Origin of the sequence: Marivita sp. (assembly GCF_051859345.1) — a bacterium.
Taxonomy (GTDB): Bacteria; Pseudomonadota; Alphaproteobacteria; order Rhodobacterales; family Rhodobacteraceae; genus Marivita.
Genome location: NZ_JBHYFV010000043.1, coordinates 12605 through 33121 on the forward strand (window position 1 = coordinate 12605; position 20517 = coordinate 33121).

Below are 20517 nucleotides of genomic sequence, written 5' to 3' on the forward strand. Positions count from 1 at the left end.
TATAGGGTCCGCGCATGACATTGCCCGCGCTCACATTTTCCGAAGATCAGGCCGCCGCCCATGATCAGGTGGCCGACATGCTGCGCGAGGCGGGTGTCGATCTGGACGATGGTATTCTGCTGCCGCCGCGGGACGGCAAGACCAAGATCATGGCGATCACGGGCAAGGCCGGATCGGGCAAGACGCTGCTTTTGGCCGAGCTGTGCAAGGCTTTGCAGAACGCAGGTGTGGACATCGTGTCGGGCGATTATGAAGGCCGTCGTCGCAAGGATCGCCGCACGCTTGCGGTGCTGGCACCGACCAACAAGGCGGCCTTTGTACTGCGGATGCGTGGCGTGCCCGCGACCACCATTCACCGTATTCTGTACACCCCCGTTTATGACCCGGAATACGAACGTATCGCCGAATGGCTGATGGGCAACGGCGACAAGCCCGAGATCGAGGGACTGACCGAAGAGGCATTGGCCCGCGCGCAGATGTCGTTTCAATCGCATAAATCCATTCCTGCGGCGCTTGCGGCGGCGGGGTTGCGCGGGTCCGATTTCATCACCGGCTGGAAACGCCGCGAGGATCCGCTTGATATCGGGTTTGTGGACGAAGCGTCGATGCTTGATGAACGACAGGTTGAAGACCTGCGCGAGATTTTCCCGAACCTGCTGCTGTTTGGCGATCCGGCACAGCTCGCTCCGGTGAATCAATCCGGCAAGATGGTGTTCGAGACGCTTGCGCCGACGCAGGTGCTGAACCTCAATCGTATCCACCGGCAGGATGCGGATAACCCCATTCTGGACCTGGCTCATGCCCTGGCTGATCCGGCGCTGGACTTTTACGGGTTCGAGCGCATGGTCGAGGAGATAGCGCGTACCGATGACCGTGTTGTCTGGGGCCAACGCGTCGAGGTCGATCTGATGGCGCGGTCGCCTGTTCTTGTGTGGCGCAACGTGACGCGGATCAAACTGATCAATGCGTTCCGCGCGGTTCACGGCGCGCCGATGGATTCACTTCTGGAAGGCGAACCATTGATCTGCGACGGAATCGAATTGCCTGTGAAACACCGCAAAAAGCGGCTTGATCTTGAGGCGCGCGGTCTCATCAAGGGGGCGCAGGTCATTTATCTTGGACCTGGGCGCAAGCCCGGGTTTTCGCGCCTTCACGTCATCGGGGCCGAGGACCCGCAGGTGTCGGCGGCATCAATCGTCAAGATCGAAAAGCCGGACGAGGAAGAACCGTTTATCCCGTTTGCGGCCCGGATGGGGGCCACCTTCCTGCATGGTGCTGCCGTTACCATCCACAAGGCGCAAGGGTCGCAGTGGGACACGGTTCAGGTGTTTGCGCCGGATTTGGAAGTGGCCGCTCGCATGGGGAGGGTCGAGGCAGGCCAGCCGCTTTGGAAACGGCTGGCCTATGTCGCGATCACGCGGGCATCCACGCGGCTGCACTGGGTGGTGCGAAACCGGCTGTCCAAACCAACAGGGCCGTTGCGGGTGGATGATCTGAGATCCGCGCCTGTGGCACCGTTGGAATTGGAAGTGGAGGCCGAGTTTTAGATTACAGCTTCACGATCTGCTTGCCGACATTGCCGCCCTTGAGCAGGGAAATGAACGCCGCCGGAGCGCTTTCAAGACCCTCTGCCACGTCTTCGAGATACGTAATCTCGCCCGCGGCGACTTTGGGTCCGACATCGCCAAGGAAGGCCGGGTACTGATCCCAGTGGTCGAAGATGATGAAACCGGACACCTGAAGCCGCTTGACCAGTATGCTGCGCCACATGCCGGGCAATTGGTTGCTGTCTTCGATATTCGCACCGCCATACCATGCGATCATGCCGCACACCGGGATGCGACCGTGTACGTTCATCAGCGGCATCACAGCCTCCAGAAGCATACCGGCGACGTTTTCCCAGTAGATGTCCACGCCGTCGGGGGCCGCCTCTGTTATGGCGGCGCGCAATGATTGGGCGTCGTCATGGGCGCGGTGATCAATTGCGGCGTCAAAGCCGAAAGTTTCGGTGGCAAGGCGGCATTTTTCGGCGCCGCCCGCGATGGCAACAGTGCGCAGGCCAAGGCTTTTGGCGAGTTGGCCGACCATGGATCCAACAGGGCCGGTCGCCGCCCCCACGACAAGCGTCTCGCCTTTCTTGGGTTTGCCGAATGTGTGCAAGCCGACCCATCCGGTAAGGCCGGGCATGCCCAGGACTCCCAGCGCCGTGGAAGGCGGCAAAGACGGGTCAAGCTTGCGCAGATCGGATCCGGGGAGGCAGGCGTGACTTGCCCAGCCGGTCATGCCGGTGACGATGTCGCCTTCTGCAAACCCATCGGCTTTGCTTGTCAGCACGCGGCCAACGCCCTGACCGGTCATGGTGCCGCCAAGATCGACCGACGGCGCATAACTTTTGACGTCATCCATGCGGCCGCGCATGTAAGGGTCAAGCGACAGGTGGGAGACCGCGATCAGAACTTGACCTTCAGATGGCGCGGGCAGTGACTCTGTGACCTGCTTGAAATCGTCTTGCACGGGCGCGCCTTTCGGTCGGCGGGCCAGAGTGATGCGGGACATGGTATCGGACATGAAAGTCTCCCTGAGGAATTTGGTTGCGTGTGCCGGGTCGGATGCCCAGTGTATCTAAAACGCGCAAGCGGAAGGCAAGGGAGGGCCCGATGCAAGGACTCATGATGAATCGCCCATTGTCGGTGATCGAACTGCTTCGGTACGCCGCTGAAATCCACAGCTCCGGCGAAATCGTTTCGGTGCGCACCGAAGGGGATCTGCACCGCCAGAGCTATGCCGACACGTTAAAACGCACGGCGCAACTGGCACATGCGTTGACCGCGCTTGGGGTGCAGCAGGGCGATCGGGTCGCAACGCTGGCCTGGAACGGCTATCGTCATTTTGAGCTGTATTATGGCATTTCGGGCATGGGCGCGGTATGTCATACGATCAATCCGCGCCTGTCGGCAGAGCAGATGCTTTACATCATCGGTCATGCCGAAGACCGGGTGCTTTTTGTCGATCTGACCTTTGTTCCGATCCTAGAGGCGTTGAAGGACCATCTGCCTTCGGAGTTGACGCTGGTCGTGATGACCGATGCGGCGCACATGCCGGAATCTGCGCTGGACCTGTTGTGTTACGAAGACCTGCTTGCACCCCACGCCACCGATTACGACTGGCCGGACCTGCCCGAAGATACGGCTGCGGGGCTGTGTTACACCTCGGGAACAACGGGCAACCCGAAGGGATCGCTTTATTCGCACCGCTCGACCGTTCTGCATGCGTTGTTCATCGCAGTGACGCTTCCCCGGTCGTTGCACGAAGGTGCGCGGTTGTTGCCGGTGGTCCCGATGTTCCACGTCAATTCCTGGGGCATGCCTTACGCCGCGCCCATCGTCGGGGCGTCGCTCATTATGCCGGGGGGGAAACTGGACGGGCCATCGCTCTATGATCTGATGGCAAGCGAAAAGGTCACCGCAAGCTGGGGTGTTCCGACTGTCTGGCTTGGTCTGCGGGCCGAGATCGAAGCGCGCGGCAAACCGCCATCCGAGCTTGATCAGGTTGTGATTGGCGGGTCTGCCGCACCGCGCAGCATGATCGAGTTTTTCGAGAAAATGGGCATTGATGTCTGCCACGCATGGGGCATGACCGAAATGAGCCCGGTTGGCACCACGGGACAATTGCCGAACTCGATGGATGATGCGCCGTTCGAAGATCGTATGGCGCGCAAGTCCTTGCAGGGGCGGCGGATGTTTGGGGTGGACCTCAAGATCGTTGGGGAAGATGGCCAGCCCTTGCCGCATGATGGCAAGGCGGTAGGAGAGCTTTATGTGCGTGGCAACGCCGTGATCTCGGGGTACTTCAAGAATGATGAGGCGACCAAGGTCGCCATTGATGCGGATCGCTGGTTCGGCACAGGCGACGTGGCCACAATTTCACCGGATGGCTACCTTGGCATTCAGGATCGGTCGAAAGACCTGATCAAGTCAGGGGGCGAGTGGATCAGTTCGATTGATCTTGAGAACATCGCGATGGCCCATCCAGAGGTGGCCAATTGCGCGGTGATCGCGATTGCGCATCCCAAATGGGATGAACGGCCGGTGCTTGTGGTGGTCCCGAAAGAGGGCTGTGAGCCAAAGCTGGACGACATTCACGCGCTGATGTCCGAGCATTTTGCCAAGTGGCAGTTGCCGGATGACTTATTGTTTGTCGATGCTCTGCCGCTGACCGCCACAGGCAAGGTGTCCAAGCTGACGTTGCGCAAGACCTTTGCCGACTATGTGCTGCCGGATGTCCGCTGACGTATTGCGCACCATGCCACCCAGCCTGTCGCGCTGGTATGAGATTTCCCAAGAGCGGATCAACGGCTTTTCCGATGTGACCGAGGATTGGCAATTCATCCATCTGGATGAAAGGCGGATGGCCGCGCAGGGTGGAACGATGGCGCATGGGTTTCTAACGCTGTCGATGTTGTCGGCGATGTCATACGATGTGCAACCCGAGGTTCCAGGGCTGGTACAAGGTCTGAACTATGGGTTTGACCGTGTCCGGTTCGTCACCCCCGTGCGGGCGGGGCAACGTATCCGGGGGCGGTTCCGTGTTTCCGATGTCAATGAAAAACCGGGGCGTTATGACGTGGTTTGGGACGTCGCGGTCGAGATCGAGGGCCTGGACAAGCCCGCGATCGTCGCAAAGTGGATCAACGTGTTCGAAATCGCTGTTTAGACGACAGCCCGGATCGCGCGGATGTTGTCGCCGTAAGGTGCGGGGTTGTCGACCGATCCACCCTTGAACACGGCTGACCCGGCCACAAGAACGTCGGCACCTGCGGCAACGACAAGGGGCGCATTGCTTGGGTCGACACCTCCGTCGATTTCGATATGCACCTCGCGGTCGCCGATCATCTCGCGCAGTTCGGTGACTTTCTGCACGCAGGAATGGATGAATTTCTGCCCTCCGAAACCGGGGTTCACCGTCATGACGCAGATCAGGTCGACCAGATCGAGCAGGGGCGCTGCCGCTTCGGCCGGGGTGCCGGGGTTCAGTGCCAGACCGGCTTTGGCACCACTTGCGCGGATCGCCTGAAGGGTGCGGTGAATGTGCGGACCGGCTTCCACATGAGCGGTGATGATGTCGGCGCCCGCTTCGGCGAAGGCGTCGATATAGGGATCGACCGGTGCGATCATCAGATGGACGTCCATCACCGTCTTGATGTGTGGGCGGATCGCGGCACAGGTTGCGGGACCGAAGCTGATGTTGGGAACAAAATGCCCGTCCATGACATCGACGTGAATCCAGTCTGCGCCCTGCGTCTCGACGGCCTGAATCTCGGCTCCGAAATTGGCGAAGTCAGAGGCGAGGATGGACGGGGCGATTTTTACCGAACGGTCAAAAGTCATGGCAGCTCTCCTTGGCGGTCGCTGCGGACTTAGTACCCGGCGTCGCGGTCCACAAGGTACAAGAACGGCTCACCGGCTTCGCCGCGCCGGATATTTTCGGCAATCGCCCGCGCCGCGCTGGGGGGGCGGGTCTCGGATGCGATATGGGGTGTGACCGTCACGTTGGGATGCGCCCAGAACGGATGGTCCTTTGGCAACGGTTCAACCCGGAACACATCCAGCGTGGCATGGGCCACCTGTCCGCTATCGAGCGCTTCCAGCAGCGCATCATCGTCAATCAAGGGTCCGCGACCGGGGTTGATGATGAACGCGCCTTCTGGAAGCAGGGCCAGCGATTCGCGGTTGAGCGTATTTTCCGTCTCGGGTGTGCGGGGCAACAGCAGGATCAGAATCTGCGACTGCCGCAGAACATCGTGCAATCCGTCTTTGCCGGACAGGCAGGTCATGCCTTCGATCGTTTTTTCGCTGCGTGCCCAGCCGGTGACGGGAAAGCCCAGTCCGGTCAATGCTTGTCCGCAAGCGGTGCCAAGTTCGCCCAGCCCCAGAATGCCGACGGGGCGATCTGCGGATACGGGCGGCGCTTTGGCGTTCCAGGTGTGGTCCGGGTTCACGATATGGGCATCCATCCCAAGGTGGTGGCGCAGCGTGTGGCCGGTCACCCATTCCACCATGCCCTGTGTCAGCCCTTCATCGTCCACCATGCGCGCAAACGGCACCGTGAGTGTCGGATTGCCAACAGCGTCTTCAACGCCGGCCCAGAGGTTCAGAACCGCCTTGAGCCGGGTGTAGGGTGTAAAGTCCTGCACATCCGAGTTGGGCGCGTAGACGATGTAATCCACCGTTTCGGGGGCCATGTCGGTGCCGAGCGTGTAGTCAATCCCGATGGCATCCAGCGCTGTGCGCAAGGGTGTTTCATATTGCGCCCAGCGGTTGGCGTGGGCGGCGAACAGGACGTTGATGGTCATAGCTTACCTCGGACGGTGGATATGTGCGCTCTGTACCAAGCCAAACGCGATCATCAAGACCAACATGGCCGAACCGCCATAGCTGACCAGTGGCAGAGGCACGCCGACAACCGGGGCAAGGCCCATCACCATGGACATGTTGACGGCGAAATACAGGAAGAACGTGACCCCGATCCCGAGGATCAGAAGCGAGGAATAGCGGTCCCGGTTCTGCAAGGCAGAGACAATGCAGAACACGAGGATCAGCACATAAAGCAGGAGCAACGAGATGCCGCCGATGAAGCCGAATTCCTCGGCCAATGTGTTGAAGATAAAGTCAGTGTGCTTTTCCGGAAGAAAGTTCAGCCGGGACTGGGTGCCCTGCATAAAGCCACGCCCGGTCCAGCCGCCTGATCCCATCGCGATCTTGGCCTGTGTGATGTGGTAGCCTGAACCCAGCGGATCGGATGACGGGTCCAGAAAGGTATCAATGCGGCGGAACTGGTAGTCCTTGAGCAACTGCCAGTCTGTTCCTCGGCTCAGGAACACCGCGTATATCCCGCCAATCGTCGCGGTGAGAACTGTGCCGAAATAGGCCCAATGCACCCCCGCGAGGAACATCATCAAGCCACCACCGGCGATCAGCAGAATGGCAGTGCCAAGATCAGGCTGCGTCAACACCAGAAAGGTCGGCAAGAGCATCAGGAAGATCGGAACAAGCACCCAGAACGGATGCGAGATTTTCTTCATCGGGAGCCAGTCGTAATAGGCGGCGAGAACCATCACCAAAGAGACTTTCATCAGCTCTGACGGTTGCAGGCGCATGAAGCCAAGGTCGATCCAGCGCTGCGCGCCCATGCCCACCGACCCAAAGAATTCAACACCCACAAGCAATGCAAACGCGATGATATAGGCCATCACCGACATGTTTCGCCAGAACCAGATGGGCACCATCGACACGATGAACATTACCGCCAGTCCAAGTGCATACCGCTTCATCTGCGGCTCTGCCCATGGCGTCATAGACCCGCCTGCAACCGAATAGAGCATCAACAGCCCGACACCTGCGATCGCGGTCAGCAGGACGACCAGCGGCCAGTTGATGAACAACATCTTTCGCCAGCCTGCCGGGACGGTCTTGACCGTATACTCAAGATAACTCATGCCCGGCTGCGCCCATCGGGATCATTGGCCTGAAGCACCTGTTGCAGGCGTTCCTGTTGCGTTCGAATCCGTTCGCGATCCTTTGAGGGGTAGGCCGCCAAGGGAGGGTTCTCGCCGTAGAGCGCTTGTAATGTGACGTCGCGGCCGATTGGTGCAGCGGCGGCTGATCCACCGCCCCCATGCTCGACCACAACCGACACGGCGATCTGTGGCCTGTCATGGGGGGCGTAGTTCACAAAGAGCGCATGGTCGCGACGGTTCCACGGGAGATCTTCGTTGCTGGTGACACCGCGCGCCCGTTCCGCCGCAGTGATGTTGCGGACCTGGCTGGTGCCGGTCTTGCCCGCCATGCGATAGGCTTCTTCGATGATGCGCGATCCATAAGCCGTGCCGCGGCGGTTGTTGCTGACGGCATACATCGCACGGCGAATCTGGCGCAGATGGTTTTCGTTGAACCCAAGATCCTGCCCGCCGATCAACTCTGGTTCCGTTACGCCCACGCGGCGCACAAGGCGCGGCGTGACCTCATTGCCGGTGGCGAGACGCGCTGTCATCACCGCAAGTTGCAAGGGCGAGCTAAGTACGAAGCCCTGACCGATCGAGGCGTTGACCGTGTCACCGATCACCCAACCCGCGCCGCGTTCGCGCTGTTTCCAATCCTTGTCGGGCATCAACCCTTCGGTCACGGCCGACATGCCGATACTGAACGCAGTGCCCATGCCCAATCTGCGGGCGGTTTCGGAAATCCGTTCGATGCCAACCTTGAGGGCCAGATCGTAATAGTACACGTCACAGCTTTCACGCAGCGACTGTTCAAGGTTCATATGTCCGTGTCCGGCGCGTTTCCAGCAGTGGAAACGCCGTCCCGCGACCTCAAGATGACCGGGGCACCAGACGGTTTCGTCAGGGGCCACCACACCGGCATCCAGCGCGGCGAGGGCCGTGACCATCTTGAAGGTCGATCCGGGAGGATAGGCGTCCTGCACGGTCTTGGAGGCCAGCGGACGGTGATCGTTGTCGCGCAGACCTCCGTAGTCGGGCACGGAAATGCCCCGGACAAATTTGTTCGGGTCATAGGACGGTGACGACGCAATGCCCAGGAGATCCCCGTTGGTGACATCCATGACAACCACCGAGGCGCTTTCGTCGCCAAGACGGGCCTGGATGTAGCTTTGGAGCTTGCTGTCCACGGTCAGCTGCATGTCGGCACCCGGAGTGCCTTCGCGACGGTCGATTTCGCGCATGACGCGGCCGACCGCGTTGACCTCAACCCGTTTCGCCCCGGCGCGGCCGCGCAGGGCTTCTTCGTGGCGGGCTTCGATGCCGACTTTGCCAATCTGGAAGCGCGGAATCCGCAGCACCGGGTCGGGGGTTTCATAGCGGGCAAGATCGCGTTCGCTGACTGGGCCGACATAGCCAACCACATGGGCGAAATCGCCGCGACGCGGGTACAGTCGCGACAGGCCGACTTCGGGTGTTACGCCAGGAAGGGCAGGAGCGTTGACCGCGACACGGCTGATGTCGTCCCAGGTCACACGCTCGGCCACGGTGACAGGCAGAAACGGCGCGCTGCGCTGCATTTCCGTCAGGGCGCGGTTCAGTTCGTCTTCGTCCAGTTCCACAAGCGAGGACAGCCGGGCGATCACGTCATCGACATTGCCTGCGTCTTCCTTGACCATGGTGATGCGGTACGAGGGTTCGTTGGCCGCAATGATCACGCCGTTTCGATCAAAGATTTGACCGCGCGTTGGCGGGATCAGCCGGATGTTGATGCGGTTTTCTTCGGCAAGCAGGCGGAATTCATCGGCCTGATCGACCTGAAGGTGCTGCATCCGCAGGCCAAGCGCGCCCGCAAAGCCAAGCTGCACGCCGCCAAGGATCAATCCCCGACGCGAGATTTTGCGGATGCTTTCCGCCGTATCCTTTGGCGCTCGTCTCATAGCGTTCGCCCCAGCCGATCCATGTCTCCGGGTGCGGCACGACGCACGCCGAAGAGGAAATATGACACGCCCACGATCACCGGATAGATGGCGATGGTCATCAGCACCTGAACAAGGCTCAGCGTGAGCGTTCCGGGTGCAAGAATAAGGATCATCATAACCGCGCGATAGAGGACCGTAATCACAATCAGGGTACTCGCGAAGGTCAGCCATTCAAGAACAAAAGTGGTTTCCCGCTGCCGCCGTTCGCGCGATTTGAGCCATTCTGCCGCACAGACAACCAGCACCGACCAAAGTCCGGGCGGACGCTGGAGCATCATATCGGCCAGCAACATCACCGCGGCGACCAACAGGATCGGAACGTAATCCGGGCGGCGCACCGACCAGGCGAATACCATCGCCACAAGAACATCCGGACTGGCCCATTGGCTGGGCGCGGGGTTGAGCGGCAACAGGTGAAAGAACAGGACCAGCAGCGCCATCAGGACAAACAGCAGGCGCATGCCCCAGAGATGCAGCAGACCGGAATCCATCATTGCTCGGGCTCTGCTGCCGCCGCGTTTGTAGCGCCGGGTTGTGTTTCCGGCAGGATCAGCGCCGAGGGGTTCGACACGCGACGGGCGCCGTGATCGCGCAGAACACGCAGGAATTCGAGCCGCTCATAGTCTGCCGCCAGTCGGGTGCGCAGGCGCCCACCGGGGTCTTGTGCAACCTGTCCGATCAACAGGCCCGGAGGAAACACCTCGCCGTCGCCAGAGGTCACGATCCGGTCACCCGGACGCACCTGGTCGGGGTTTTCAAGAAAGTCTATGGGCGGGGCCGAGGTGTTGTCTCCGACAATCAGCGCGCGCTGGCCCGACGGCTGGATCGTCGCGGGAATGCGACTGGTGGCATCGGTGAGCATGATCACGCGGCTTGTGTTGGCGCCCACACCCGAAATGCGCCCGACAAGGCCAGTCCCGTCCATTGTTGCCCATCCGTCAACAATCCCGTCCCGCGACCCCACATTGATCAAAAGCGATTGCCGGAATGGCGAGCCGGAATCTGCAAGCACGACTCCGGTGATGTAAGTCAGGCGCGGGTCAAGGCGGACATTGTTCAGATCGCGCAGTTTGGCGTTTTCCTGTTCCAGTTGAAGCGCGGCCTCTTTCCACGACGACATCTGGCGCAGTTCGCGGCGCAGTTCCTGATTCTGTTCGTAAATCCGCTGATAGCTACGAAAATCGCGGGCTAGGTTCACGGTTGCGGTGACGGGGGCCATGGCCCAGTCAAAGCTTGGGATGACCGTATCGACAACAGCAGCGCGAAACCGTTCGACACGGGGACTGTCGATGCGCCAGATGAAAAACAGCCCCAGCAGGCACAGAACGACCACCGCCAGCAGCAAGCGCCGCAGCGGGGTTGTATAGTCTTCGCTGTTGGTGCCGTTCTTTGCCAAAAGCCCCCCTTTTGAGCGCAACCCGAAAAGTGGAACTCTGTTTTCGGATCACGCCGCGTGCCGGTCGAAACTCCCCTTGGGGAAGCGTGATCGGATCAGCTATCGTAGTCAATCGCGTGGCGCAGCTGTTTTTCGTATTCGAGCGCCTTTCCGGTGCCCAGAGCCACGCAATTCAGACTTTCATCGGCAATGGACACAGCCAGTCCCGTTTGTTCGCGCAGGGCCAGATCCAGATCGCCCAGCAATGCGCCGCCGCCGGTGAGCATGACGCCCCGGTCAACAATGTCAGCCGCCAAATCGGGTGGGGTTGCTTCAAGGGCAGTCATCACGGCTTCGCAGATCGCCTGAACAGGTTCGGACAGCGCCTCGGCCACCTGTGCCTGGCTGATCTCTGTTTCCTTGGGCACGCCGTTCAACAGGTCACGCCCCCGGATCATCATGGATGTGCCGCGCCCGTCATCTGGCATGCGCGCCGTGCCGATCGAGGTCTTGATGCGCTCGGCTGTGCTTTCGCCGACCAGCAGGTTTTGCTGCCGCCGCAGGTAGTTGATGATCGCCTCATCCATGCGGTCACCCCCGACGCGGACCGAGCGAGCGTAGACGATGTCACCCAGCGACAGAACGGCGACTTCGGTGGTGCCGCCGCCGATATCGACAACCATGTTGCCTGTCGGATCGGTGATCGGCATGCCGGCACCAATGGCGGCTGCGATGGGTTCCGCAATCAGCCCCGCCTTGCGCGCACCAGCCGACAGAACTGACTGCCGGATCGCGCGCTTTTCCACCGGGGTCGCGCCATGCGGCACGCAGACGATGATCTTGGGTTTGGAGAAGGTGGAGCGTTTATGCACCTTGCGGATGAAGTGCTTGATCATCTCTTCAGCAACGTCGAAATCGGCGATCACACCTTCGCGCATCGGGCGGATCGCCTCGATACTGCCGGGCGTGCGGCCCAGCATCAGCTTTGCATCCTCGCCGACCGCCAGCACTTTTTTCTGACCGTCCTTGATGTGGTAGGCGACCACGGAGGGTTCCGAAAGGACAACTCCGCGACCTTTCACATAGACCAGCGTGTTCGCCGTCCCAAGGTCGATGGCCATGTCCGACGAGAACATGCCCAACAATTTGTCCAATCCCAACATTTTGCCTTGCCCCAAGAAAATAACTCTTTGGCCCACGACTCTTTCGGGGTCGCCAGCATTCGCCTTATATGACTGGTTTGGATGCTGCGAAAGGGCCAGAACGCGCTTTGCCAGCGTGAATCTGCCACATGCCGCGCATGGCTGCGTATAACGCGGTGATCTGACTGAATAACCGCGATTGTCCTCAATGTCGTAAAGATTTTTGCAGAGCTTTGGCACTGTTGACGTGTCGGAACCACAAGTGAGGCGGTTGTCGCGCAATGACCAAGTTGTGACCGTATTCCCAGCGCGACTGAAGCGTAGAATAAGCCAAGTCAGCCAGAGGGTTACAATGATTGGTAAGCTGTTAAAGAGTCTGTTCAAACTCGGCTTTCTTGCAACTGGTCTGACGGGTGTAATCGCGACGTGGGATTACACCCAGCAGGCTGGCGCATCCGAAAACGGGTATTCCCTTGAGCACTACAAGGTTTCGGTCCTCGACCGGTTCGGGGACGAGGCCGGATATGCGTTTGCGGCTTTTGATACTGCCAAGTCAGGTGTTTCGTCAGGTCTTGAATGGGCGGAAGAGTCCGGGCTGTTGCAACAGGTTGGACTCGACATGCCGATCCAAGCGTTCGACACGGACAAGGAGCCGGTTGTCGCAACGAGTGCCGACACGGTGATGATCGACGCACCGGTTCAGCTTGCCTCGGCCAAGTTGGGCTTGGCACCTGAAACATCGCTTTTCCCGCGTGCCCGCGTTCTGGACTAACCGTCTGAAACGACAGCACGTCGTTTTCCTGCTGCAACGTGTCGGGTAAGTTTGGCAGGACGTTCAAGTGGCAGGTATTCACAGGGTCAAACACCTTGGAGTGAGTCCCCATGAAAACGCATGTCAAAGCTTTGGTTGTCGGTGGCGGAGCTGTCGGTACGTCGATTGCCTATCACCTCGCCCGCGCGGGGTGGGAGGATGTGATGCTGCTGGAACGGGATGAGCTGACGTCAGGGTCGACCTGGCATGCGGCGGGCCTTCTGCCCTATTTCAACATGTCTTATGCGACGACCCATATTCACGACTATTCCATCAAGTACTACAAGACGCTTGAGGAAGAGACCGGGCTGAACGCGGGCTTTTCGGTTGTTGGCAATCTGCGCATGGCTCAAAGTCAGGAGCGGATGAACGAATACATGCTCTACGCGTCTACGGCGGAAACTTGTGGCGTGCCTTACGAATGGCTGTCGCCCGCGCAGATCAAGGAACGGTATCCGCTGGTCAATTGCGAAGATCTGGTCGGCGCAATCTTCCACCCGACCGATGGCTACATCAACCCGGCCGATGTCACCATGGCGATGGCCAAGGGCGCCCGGCAGCGCGGCGTGATGATCGAACGCAAGTGGCAGGCGGATGCGTTCCACTGGACCGGCGATCATTGGGATGTCACCTGCACCAAGATGGTGGAAAAGGGCGGCAACCTCGTGCCGTCGGACGAACAGATCGTCATTCACGCCGAACATGTCGTGACAGCCACGGGCAACCATCCGCAGCGCACGGCCAAGCTGCTGGGAATCAAGATCCCTGCGATTCCGGTGGAGCACCAGTTCATCGTGACCGAACCGGACCCCGCATTGGTCGAGTGGCGCAAGGCGGGCAACCCCGAACATCCGGTGCTGCGCGATGCCGATGCCAAGTGGTATGTGCGCGAGGAACGCGGCGGCTGGATTTTGGGGCCCTACGAGCGCAATGCGCCGGCGCGGTTTGAATACGGAGTGCCGGACAGTTTCCGCGCGGACCTGTTCCCGCTGGATCTGGAGCGGATCGAAGAGGAATACATGAGCATGATCCACCGGATTCCGACCTCGGAAACCGTGGGGCTCAAGGACGATTTCAACGGTCCGATCTGCTATACACCCGATGGCAACCCGCTTGTGGGTCCGGCTCCGGGGCTGCGCAACATGTGGCTTGCCGAGGGCTTCAGCTTTGGCATCACCGCAGCGGGCGGCACGGGCTATTACCTCGCGCAGCTGATGGTCGAGGGGGAAGCCGAGATCGACATGGCCTCGCTCGATCCCAAGCGGTACGGCTCGTGGATGACCACGGAATACGCCGCGCGCAAGAACGAAGAGGCGTATGAGCACGTCTACATCCTGCACCATCCTGACGAGGAACGCCCGGCCTGCCGTCCGCTTCGGACTGCGCCAGCGTACGACAGGCAAAAGGCGTTGGGCGCGCAGTTCGGCTGCGTGAACGGGTGGGAACGTCCGAATTACTATGGTCCCTTGGATGCGCCGGAAACCTTCGACCACGACGCGCGGTCCTTCAAGCGCGGTGGCTGGTGGCAATACGCGGTGAACGAAGCCAAGGCCGTGCGCGAAGGCGTGGGCCTGATCGATGCGACCGCCTTTACCAAGCATCTGGTCAAGGGGCCGGGCGCGACCGAGTTCCTTGATTGGTTCACCTGCAACAAGCTGCCCAAGGTGGGTCGGATCAACCTGACCTACGCGCTGACTTCAAAGGGGACCACGCGCACGGAATACACCATCGTGCGGCTGGGCGAGAACGAGTACTACCTCGTCTCCGCCGGTGCCTGGACGGCCTATGACGCGGATTATCTGCGCAAGGCGGCCGAGGACAAGGCGGCGGAGTTTGGCTATGTCGAGATCCAGGATGTGACGACCCAATGGGGTGTCTTTGCCATCGCCGGGCCGAAATCGCGCGATGTGCTCAAAGAGATCGTCAAGGATGCCGATCCGGAAACCGTTCTGGGAAACAAGCGATTCCCGTGGCTGACCTGTCGTGACATCGAATTGGGCATGTGCCCGGTGCGCGCGATCCGCGTTGCCTATACCGGCGAGTTGGGATGGGAACTTCACCACCCGATTGAGATGCAGAATTACCTTTGGGATCAGCTGATGGCGGCGGGGGCCAAGCACGACATGAAGCTGGTCGGTGGTCGTGCACAGAACTGGCTGCGTCAGGAAAAATCCTACCGCGCCTTTGGCAACGAATTGGGCCGTGACGCGACGCCATTGGAAGCCGATCTGCCGCGGTTTGTGGACCTGTCGAAGGAATTCCACGGCAAGGCGGCGCTCGAGGAAACCGGGGTGCGGTCCAAATGCTGCACGCTCCTGATCGACGGGCCGGAGGATGCCGATCCGTGGGGGCGTGAAGTGCTGTATCACGGCGAGACCCGTGTGGGGCGTCTGACGTCGGGCGGCTATTCGGTGGCGTTCGGTAAATCCATCGGCATGGGTTATGTCAAACCCGAAATTGCGGTTCCTGGGACCAGGTTGAAGGTCAAGATGTTCGACCAGCTTTGGGATGCCGAGGTGGTTGAGGACAGCCCCTATGACCCGAAGAACGAGGTCATCCGTATCGACGGCTGATCGGAGAGGAACCGGACGCGTCGACGCGTCCGGATTTTTCCGTCAACGGAAAAACGCCCCTGTTGGGCGTGTTGGGTCAGCCCCGGCCGAAATCGTCTGTGGTGACCACTTTGTCGCCATTGCGATCCATGTTCGCGAACCAAGTGGGCACAGCACCCATGAACTCTTCGCGCGTCACGTCACCATCACCATTGGCGTCGGTCACCTCGCGCAGCATGCCGTTGGCGGGGTTGCGTTGGCCCGTGCCGTTGCCTTCGCCGTTCTGGGCCATATCCATCGCGCGGGCTTCGTCGAAAAGATCATGCTCTTCCTGTGTCAGGACGCCGTTTTCATCGGCGTCGAACGTCAGAAACACGTCGCCGCGCCGTTCTGTGGCTTCGGCAAGCGTAACCTGACCATCGCCATCCAGATCCCAGTTTTCGACGAAATGGCCGCCGGGCACACCTTGTTGGGCGGTTGCGGTTGTCGCTGCGAACAGCAAGGCTAGGAGGATGGGGGACTTGGACATGATGACCTCATACATATTAATTATTTGGAATATTTAGGGGTGGTGAGCCGGGTCTGCATCCCGCCAATGTGTCGCAGGCTCAGGCGGCGAGTTCGTCGAATACGTCCAAGGCTTTGCCAGCGTACATCAGGCCAGGCCCGCCGCCCATCTGGATGCATGTAGCAAGCACATCGGACACCTCGTCGCGGTTTGCACCCAGGCGAACCAGCGCCTCGGTGTGAAACAGGATGCAAGGCTCGCAGCGTGTGGCAACGGCGATGCCAAGTGCCACGTATTCCTTTTCCTTGAAGGTGAGGGCGCCGTCCTTCTTGACCGTTTTGCCCAACGCGCCGAAGGCGGCGGTTGTGTCAGGGATCGCTGCGTTGAGGGATTTCAACTGCGCTTTCATTTCGGTGAGTTTGGCTTTCCAGCTCATATCGTGCTCCTGAGATGTGTTTGTTTCGCAAGAGCATTCCGGGATGGCCGGGTCTTTGATGCAGATCAGGAGACTTGCCTCACGGGCAAAAAAGAAGGCCGGACAGTTTGCCCGGCCTTCGTAAGATAGCGGTGATTGTGCAGTTTATCCGAGAAGCCGGCGCGCAATCACCTGCGCCTGAATTTCGGCAGCCCCTTCAAAGATATTGAGGATGCGTGCATCGCACAGGATGCGGCTGATCTTGTATTCCAGCGCGAACCCGTTGCCACCGTGGATTTGCAGCGCGTTGTCGGCGGCGGCCCATGCCACACGGGCACCCAGAAGTTTAGCCATGCCCGCCTCGAGGTCGCAGCGGCGGCCTTCGTCCTTTTCGCGGGCCGAGAAGTAGGTCAGTTGGCGTGCGACCATGATTTCCACCGCCATCATCGCCAGTTTCGACGCGACACGCGGGAAGTTGATCAGCGACTTTCCGAATTGCTTGCGGTCCTGCGCGTATTTCATGCCTTCGTCGAGCGCGGATTGCGCCACGCCGATGGCGCGGGCGGCGGTTTGGATGCGGGCTGACTCAAACGTCTCCATCAACTGCTTGAAGCCTTTGCCCTCTTCCATGCCCAGGAGGTTCTCGCCATTCACTTTGAAGTCGTCGAAATTGAGCGTGTATTCCTTCATGCCGCGATAGCCGAGCACTTCGATTTCACCGCCCGAGATGCCGGTGTCTTGCCAGGGCTGTTCATCGGTGCCGGGGGTTTTTTCGGCCATGAACATCGACAGGCCTTTGTAATTGTCGGTGTCAGGGACCGTGCGGGCAAGGACTGTCATCACATGGGTGCGTGCGGCATGGGTGATCCATGTCTTGTTGCCGTTGATGATCCAGTCCCCGTTTTCATCTTTCACGGCCTTGGTGCGGAGCGATCCGAGGTCGGAACCTGTGTTCGGTTCGGTGAACACGGCGGTCGGCAGGATTTCACCCGAGGCCAGACCCGGCAGCCATTTGGCTTTTTGCGCGTCCGTGCCACCTGCGATCACCAGTTCGGCTGCAATCTCGGACCGAGTGCCGAGCGAGCCAACACCGATATAGCCGCGCGACAGTTCTTCGGACACGACGCACATGGAATTCTTGGTCAGCCCGAAGCCGCCATGTTCTTCCGGGATGGTCAGGCCGAACACGCCCATTTCGGCAAGTTCGTCGATGATCTCCATCGGGATGAGTTCATCCTTGAGGTGCCATTCGTGGGCGTGGGGTTCCACCTTGTCGAGAGAGAAGCGGCGGAACTGTTCCCGGATCATGTCGAGTTCGTCGTCCAGACCGCAGGCGCCGACGGTCAGTTCGGCGCTGCGTTCCTGCATCAGTTCGACAAGGCGAACGCGGGCGTTCTGGGTGTTGCCGTTTTGAGTGAGCTGCATCACCTCGGGGGTCATCAGAACGCGCATGTCGTCCTGGCCGAGCCCAATGTCCTGAAGGCGAACGATTTCGCCCTGGTTCATCTGGATACCGCCGTAAATCTGCCAGAGGTATTCACCAAAGGCGATCTGATGGATGAGTTGTTCAACCTCGCCGAATTTGCCATCGGCGTCCAAGCGTTCGGCCCATCCCTGCATCTGGCGCAGCGATTCGACATATGTAGCCAGCCATGCAAACCCATGTGCGGCCGTCTGGTTGTCTTCGATCAGAGTTGCCGAGATGCGCCCGTCGGCTTCGACCATGGCATGCACCCGCGCCTTGGCGAGGTCCAGCACTGCGTTGGCAGGTGCAACAGCCGCGCCGGTCAGAACCAGCAGGTTCGGAAGAAGGATTTCCGAGGTCAGGGTCAGGTCTTGTCCATCATGGGCCATGAATCGTGTCCTTTCAGCTTTGCCGCTGGATATCTACTTTGCAGGTGCAGCGCAACAAAAATACCAATTTTGCCTAGAATTTGTTCCAATGTTTCGTGTTGAATTGCTGCTTCGCAGCGCTAACCCGCGGATGCACCTGCAGAAACAACAAAGGGCGCGCCCACCGAAACTTGGTGCGCCCGCCTCTTTGTTTCCAAGCGCCTTTCGACGCAGTCCGTCTTAGCCGATGGCGGCCGCTTTCACGTCGTCGTCGATGTAGGGCACATATTGCGCGAAATTGTCTGCAAACATCTGGACCAGCTTGTCTGCCTGCGCATCATAAGCCGCCTTGTCGTTCCAGGTGCGGCGCGGATCAAGAAGCATGTCCGGTACGCCTTCGACCATCACGGGAACTTCGAAGCCGAAATTCGGATCCTTGCGGAACTCGGCTTCGGCCAGACTTCCATCAAGGGCTGCTGTCAACAATGCGCGGGTGGCCTTGATCGGCATCCGCTGGCCAGCGCCGTAGGCACCACCGGTCCAGCCGGTGTTGACCAGCCAGCAGGTTGCCCCATGGCTGGCGATCTTGTCGCGCAGCAGGTTGCCATAAACCTCGGGACGGCGCGGCATGAAGGGAGCGCCAAAGCAGGTCGAGAATGTCGGTTCGGGTTCGGTCACGCCGCGTTCTGTTCCGGCCACCTTGGAGGTGAAGCCCGACAGGAAGTGGTACATCGCCTGTGCCGGTGTCAGTCGCGCGATCGGAGGCAGAACGCCAAACGCGTCACAGGTCAGCATGATGATGTTCTTGGGGTGTCCGCCCAAGGCCGTGGAGGATGCGTTCGAGATGTACTCCAGCGGATAGGCACACCGCATGTTGGCGGTCAGGCTGTCGTCTTTGAAGTCGAGTTCGAACGTGTCCGGGTCGAAGACCATGTTCTCGATCACGGTGCCGAATTTGGTTGTCGTCGCGTAGATCTCGGGTTCGGCCTCGGCAGACAGGTTGATCGTCTTGGCGTAGCAGCCACCTTCAAAGTTGAAGGTGCCCCGATCGGACCAGCCATGTTCGTCGTCACCGATCAAAACACGGTTCGGATCAGCCGAAAGCGTGGTTTTCCCGGTGCCGGACAGGCCGAAGAAGATGGCGGTGTCGACCGGGTTGCCGACGGCGTGGTTGGCTGAACAATGCATCGGCATGATGCCTTTTTCCGGCAGCAGGTAATTCAGCAACGAGAAGATGGATTTCTTGTTTTCACCCGCATACTCGGTTCCGCCGATCAGGATGAGCTTCTTGTCAAAGTTCATCGCAATCACGGTTTCCGAGCGACAATTGTGTTTTTTCGGGTCTGCCTGAAAAGATGGGCAGTTGATGACTGTGAAGTCTGCGGCAAAGCTGTCGAGGTCTTCGCGCTCGGGGCGGCGCATCATGTGGCGGATGAACAGGTTGTGCCAGGCCAGTTCGGTGATGAACCGCACGTCGATGGAGTGTTTCGGATCGGCCCCGCCGACAAGATCTTGCACAAAGTACTCGCGGTCCTTCATGTGGGCCAGCATGTCGGCGTAGAGCGCGTCAAAGCCTTCGGGCGACATCGGTGCGTTGTTGTCCCACCAGATCGTGTCTGCCACGCTGTCGGTCTTGACCACATGCTTGTCCTTCGGAGACCGGCCGGTAAATTTGCCGGTGGTCACAAGGAACGCTCCGCCATTGCCGAGTGTCCCTTCGCCGCGTTTCAGCGCCGCTTCGAGCAAAGCTGGCTCTGTGAGGTTGTAATAGACATTGCCAAGCCCGTTGATCTGTTGATCTTCCAGCCGGAATTCCGGGTTCACCCGTCCAAATGTCATTTGCCAAGCTCCTGTAGCCGCGCGATTTGCGGCGCTATCAGACAGAGTCGCGCAGGGGGCAACCCACCCGCGACAGTTCATCGGGGGTGAGGGCGTCTTAGCATGCCGGTTCCAAAACTGAACAGGACGCAATCGCGCAGTTAGCGCAACCAAAAGAGGTTTAGCGCAACCATGGCGGCGCTTTGCGGGGCAGGGTGATGCAAATTAGCCATCCGTAAGGACTTTTCCGTCTCAATTACGTTGTGGCTTTGAAGTGATTCGCAAAATTGCATTGGCGCATAGGAAAAAAATACGCATAATGGCGAAAAAAACATAATTGAGAGCAGAACAAGGAACACACTCCATGTCGAAAATCGCCCTTGTGGACGATGACAGGAATATCCTGACATCGGTCGCGATCACCCTTGAGGCAGAGGGATTTGAGGTCGAAACCTACAATGACGGACAGGCCGCGCTTGACGCGTTCAACAAGAAAATGCCCGATATGGCCGTCTTTGATATCAAGATGCCCCGGATGGATGGCATGGATCTGCTCCAGCGGGTGCGCCAGAAATCCAAGATGCCG

General features: G+C 59.7%; 18 protein-coding genes. 6 read left to right on the forward strand and 12 right to left on the reverse strand.

The annotated features are described in order from the left end of the window. Positions 1-14: 14 nt before the first annotated feature. Complete coding sequence (locus ACTIEN_RS19100) at positions 15-1547, forward strand: ATP-dependent DNA helicase (protein ID WP_439524745.1); 1533 nt, start codon at positions 15-17, stop codon at positions 1545-1547. A 1-nt stretch (position 1548) separates the two neighbouring features. Here the strand turns inward: ACTIEN_RS19100 and ACTIEN_RS19105 are convergent, their stop codons facing one another. Continuing rightward, entirely contained in the window at positions 1549-2568 is a 1020-nt protein-coding gene (locus ACTIEN_RS19105; RefSeq protein ID WP_439524746.1) for an NADP-dependent oxidoreductase, read from the reverse strand. Positions 2569-2657: 89 nt separating this feature from the next. Here ACTIEN_RS19105 and ACTIEN_RS19110 point away from each other — a divergent pair, with 89 nt between their 5' ends. Then, the gene (locus ACTIEN_RS19110) at positions 2658-4289 is read left to right on the forward strand and encodes a long-chain-fatty-acid--CoA ligase (protein ID WP_439524747.1); all 1632 of its coding nucleotides are present in this window, start codon (positions 2658-2660) and stop codon (positions 4287-4289) included. Further along, positions 4279-4713, forward strand: coding sequence for a MaoC family dehydratase (locus ACTIEN_RS19115; protein ID WP_439524748.1), 435 nt, complete (start codon positions 4279-4281; stop codon positions 4711-4713). Before ACTIEN_RS19110 ends, ACTIEN_RS19115 begins: the two co-directional genes overlap by 11 nt. On the opposite strand, the gene rpe is transcribed toward ACTIEN_RS19115, so the two are convergent. From rpe to ACTIEN_RS19150, 7 genes are all read right to left on the reverse strand, one after another. Then, on the reverse strand, positions 4710-5387 hold the full coding sequence (rpe, locus tag ACTIEN_RS19120; RefSeq protein WP_439524749.1) for a ribulose-phosphate 3-epimerase: 678 nt from the start codon (positions 5385-5387) through the stop codon (positions 4710-4712). The genes ACTIEN_RS19115 and rpe overlap by 4 nt on opposite strands. Before the next feature lie 29 nt (positions 5388-5416). Continuing rightward, the gene (locus tag ACTIEN_RS19125) at positions 5417-6352 is read right to left on the reverse strand and encodes a 2-hydroxyacid dehydrogenase (RefSeq protein ID WP_439524750.1); all 936 of its coding nucleotides are present in this window, start codon (positions 6350-6352) and stop codon (positions 5417-5419) included. 3 nt (positions 6353-6355) lie between these two features. Further along, complete coding sequence (gene rodA, locus ACTIEN_RS19130) at positions 6356-7495, reverse strand: rod shape-determining protein RodA (protein ID WP_439524751.1); 1140 nt, start codon at positions 7493-7495, stop codon at positions 6356-6358. Beyond that, on the reverse strand, positions 7492-9435 hold the full coding sequence (gene mrdA / locus ACTIEN_RS19135; protein WP_439524752.1) for a penicillin-binding protein 2: 1944 nt from the start codon (positions 9433-9435) through the stop codon (positions 7492-7494). The genes rodA and mrdA overlap by 4 nt, the downstream gene beginning before the upstream one ends. Then, positions 9432-9971 (reverse strand): rod shape-determining protein MreD, encoded by a 540-nt coding sequence (locus ACTIEN_RS19140; protein ID WP_439524753.1) that lies wholly within the window; start codon positions 9969-9971, stop codon positions 9432-9434. The genes mrdA and ACTIEN_RS19140 overlap by 4 nt, the downstream gene beginning before the upstream one ends. Then, positions 9968-10873, reverse strand: a complete 906-nt coding sequence (mreC, locus tag ACTIEN_RS19145) for a rod shape-determining protein MreC (RefSeq protein ID WP_439524754.1) — start codon at positions 10871-10873, stop codon at positions 9968-9970. Before mreC ends, ACTIEN_RS19140 begins: the two co-directional genes overlap by 4 nt. A 95-nt stretch (positions 10874-10968) precedes the next feature. Beyond that, positions 10969-12015 (reverse strand): rod shape-determining protein, encoded by a 1047-nt coding sequence (locus tag ACTIEN_RS19150; RefSeq protein ID WP_292289349.1) that lies wholly within the window; start codon positions 12013-12015, stop codon positions 10969-10971. Between the two features lie 331 nt (positions 12016-12346). Here ACTIEN_RS19150 and ACTIEN_RS19155 point away from each other — a divergent pair, with 331 nt between their 5' ends. Both ACTIEN_RS19155 and ACTIEN_RS19160 read left to right on the forward strand, forming a co-directional pair. Then, the gene (locus tag ACTIEN_RS19155; protein ID WP_439524755.1) at positions 12347-12766 is read left to right on the forward strand and encodes a hypothetical protein; all 420 of its coding nucleotides are present in this window, start codon (positions 12347-12349) and stop codon (positions 12764-12766) included. A gap of 110 nt (positions 12767-12876) precedes the next feature. Beyond that, on the forward strand, positions 12877-15378 hold the full coding sequence (locus ACTIEN_RS19160) for a GcvT family protein (RefSeq protein ID WP_439524756.1): 2502 nt from the start codon (positions 12877-12879) through the stop codon (positions 15376-15378). A gap of 76 nt (positions 15379-15454) precedes the next feature. Here ACTIEN_RS19160 and ACTIEN_RS19165 read toward each other — a convergent pair whose 3' ends face one another. The 4 genes from ACTIEN_RS19165 to ACTIEN_RS19180 form a co-directional block, all read right to left on the reverse strand. Beyond that, on the reverse strand, positions 15455-15886 hold the full coding sequence (locus ACTIEN_RS19165; RefSeq protein WP_439524757.1) for an EF-hand domain-containing protein: 432 nt from the start codon (positions 15884-15886) through the stop codon (positions 15455-15457). A 79-nt stretch (positions 15887-15965) separates the two neighbouring features. Further along, positions 15966-16301, reverse strand: coding sequence for a carboxymuconolactone decarboxylase family protein (locus tag ACTIEN_RS19170; protein WP_439524758.1), 336 nt, complete (start codon positions 16299-16301; stop codon positions 15966-15968). Positions 16302-16445: 144 nt separating this feature from the next. Further along, positions 16446-18134: an acyl-CoA dehydrogenase family protein gene (locus tag ACTIEN_RS19175; RefSeq protein ID WP_439524759.1), complete on the reverse strand. Its 1689-nt coding sequence runs from the start codon at positions 18132-18134 to the stop codon at positions 16446-16448. Positions 18135-18353: 219 nt separating this feature from the next. Further along, positions 18354-19952: a phosphoenolpyruvate carboxykinase gene (locus ACTIEN_RS19180; RefSeq protein ID WP_439524760.1), complete on the reverse strand. Its 1599-nt coding sequence runs from the start codon at positions 19950-19952 to the stop codon at positions 18354-18356. A 343-nt stretch (positions 19953-20295) separates the two neighbouring features. Between ACTIEN_RS19180 and ACTIEN_RS19185 the strand changes: the two genes are divergently transcribed. Next, on the forward strand, positions 20296-20517 hold a 222-nt coding region (locus tag ACTIEN_RS19185), incomplete at its 3' end, for a response regulator (protein ID WP_439524761.1).

Bases quoted from the DNA above. Each gene is read 5' to 3' on its own strand.
- ACTIEN_RS19100 (WP_439524745.1), top strand. From the start codon at position 15: ATGACATTGCCCGCGCTCACATTTTCCGAAGATCAGGCCGCCGCCCAT.
- ACTIEN_RS19140 (WP_439524753.1), bottom strand. From the start codon at position 9,971: ATGATGGATTCCGGTCTGCTGCATCTCTGGGGCATGCGCCTGCTGTTT.
- ACTIEN_RS19150 (WP_292289349.1), bottom strand. From the start codon at position 12,015: ATGTTGGGATTGGACAAATTGTTGGGCATGTTCTCGTCGGACATGGCC.
- ACTIEN_RS19165 (WP_439524757.1), bottom strand. From the start codon at position 15,886: ATGTCCAAGTCCCCCATCCTCCTAGCCTTGCTGTTCGCAGCGACAACC.
- mrdA (WP_439524752.1), bottom strand. From the start codon at position 9,435: ATGAGACGAGCGCCAAAGGATACGGCGGAAAGCATCCGCAAAATCTCG.
- ACTIEN_RS19110 (WP_439524747.1), top strand. From the start codon at position 2,658: ATGCAAGGACTCATGATGAATCGCCCATTGTCGGTGATCGAACTGCTT.
- ACTIEN_RS19105 (WP_439524746.1), bottom strand. From the start codon at position 2,568: ATGTCCGATACCATGTCCCGCATCACTCTGGCCCGCCGACCGAAAGGC.
- ACTIEN_RS19155 (WP_439524755.1), top strand. From the start codon at position 12,347: ATGATTGGTAAGCTGTTAAAGAGTCTGTTCAAACTCGGCTTTCTTGCA.
- ACTIEN_RS19115 (WP_439524748.1), top strand. From the start codon at position 4,279: ATGTCCGCTGACGTATTGCGCACCATGCCACCCAGCCTGTCGCGCTGG.
- ACTIEN_RS19170 (WP_439524758.1), bottom strand. From the start codon at position 16,301: ATGAGCTGGAAAGCCAAACTCACCGAAATGAAAGCGCAGTTGAAATCC.
- rodA (WP_439524751.1), bottom strand. From the start codon at position 7,495: ATGAGTTATCTTGAGTATACGGTCAAGACCGTCCCGGCAGGCTGGCGA.
- ACTIEN_RS19160 (WP_439524756.1), top strand. From the start codon at position 12,877: ATGAAAACGCATGTCAAAGCTTTGGTTGTCGGTGGCGGAGCTGTCGGT.
- ACTIEN_RS19180 (WP_439524760.1), bottom strand. From the start codon at position 19,952: ATGACATTTGGACGGGTGAACCCGGAATTCCGGCTGGAAGATCAACAG.
- ACTIEN_RS19125 (WP_439524750.1), bottom strand. From the start codon at position 6,352: ATGACCATCAACGTCCTGTTCGCCGCCCACGCCAACCGCTGGGCGCAA.
- rpe (WP_439524749.1), bottom strand. From the start codon at position 5,387: ATGACTTTTGACCGTTCGGTAAAAATCGCCCCGTCCATCCTCGCCTCT.
- ACTIEN_RS19175 (WP_439524759.1), bottom strand. From the start codon at position 18,134: ATGGCCCATGATGGACAAGACCTGACCCTGACCTCGGAAATCCTTCTT.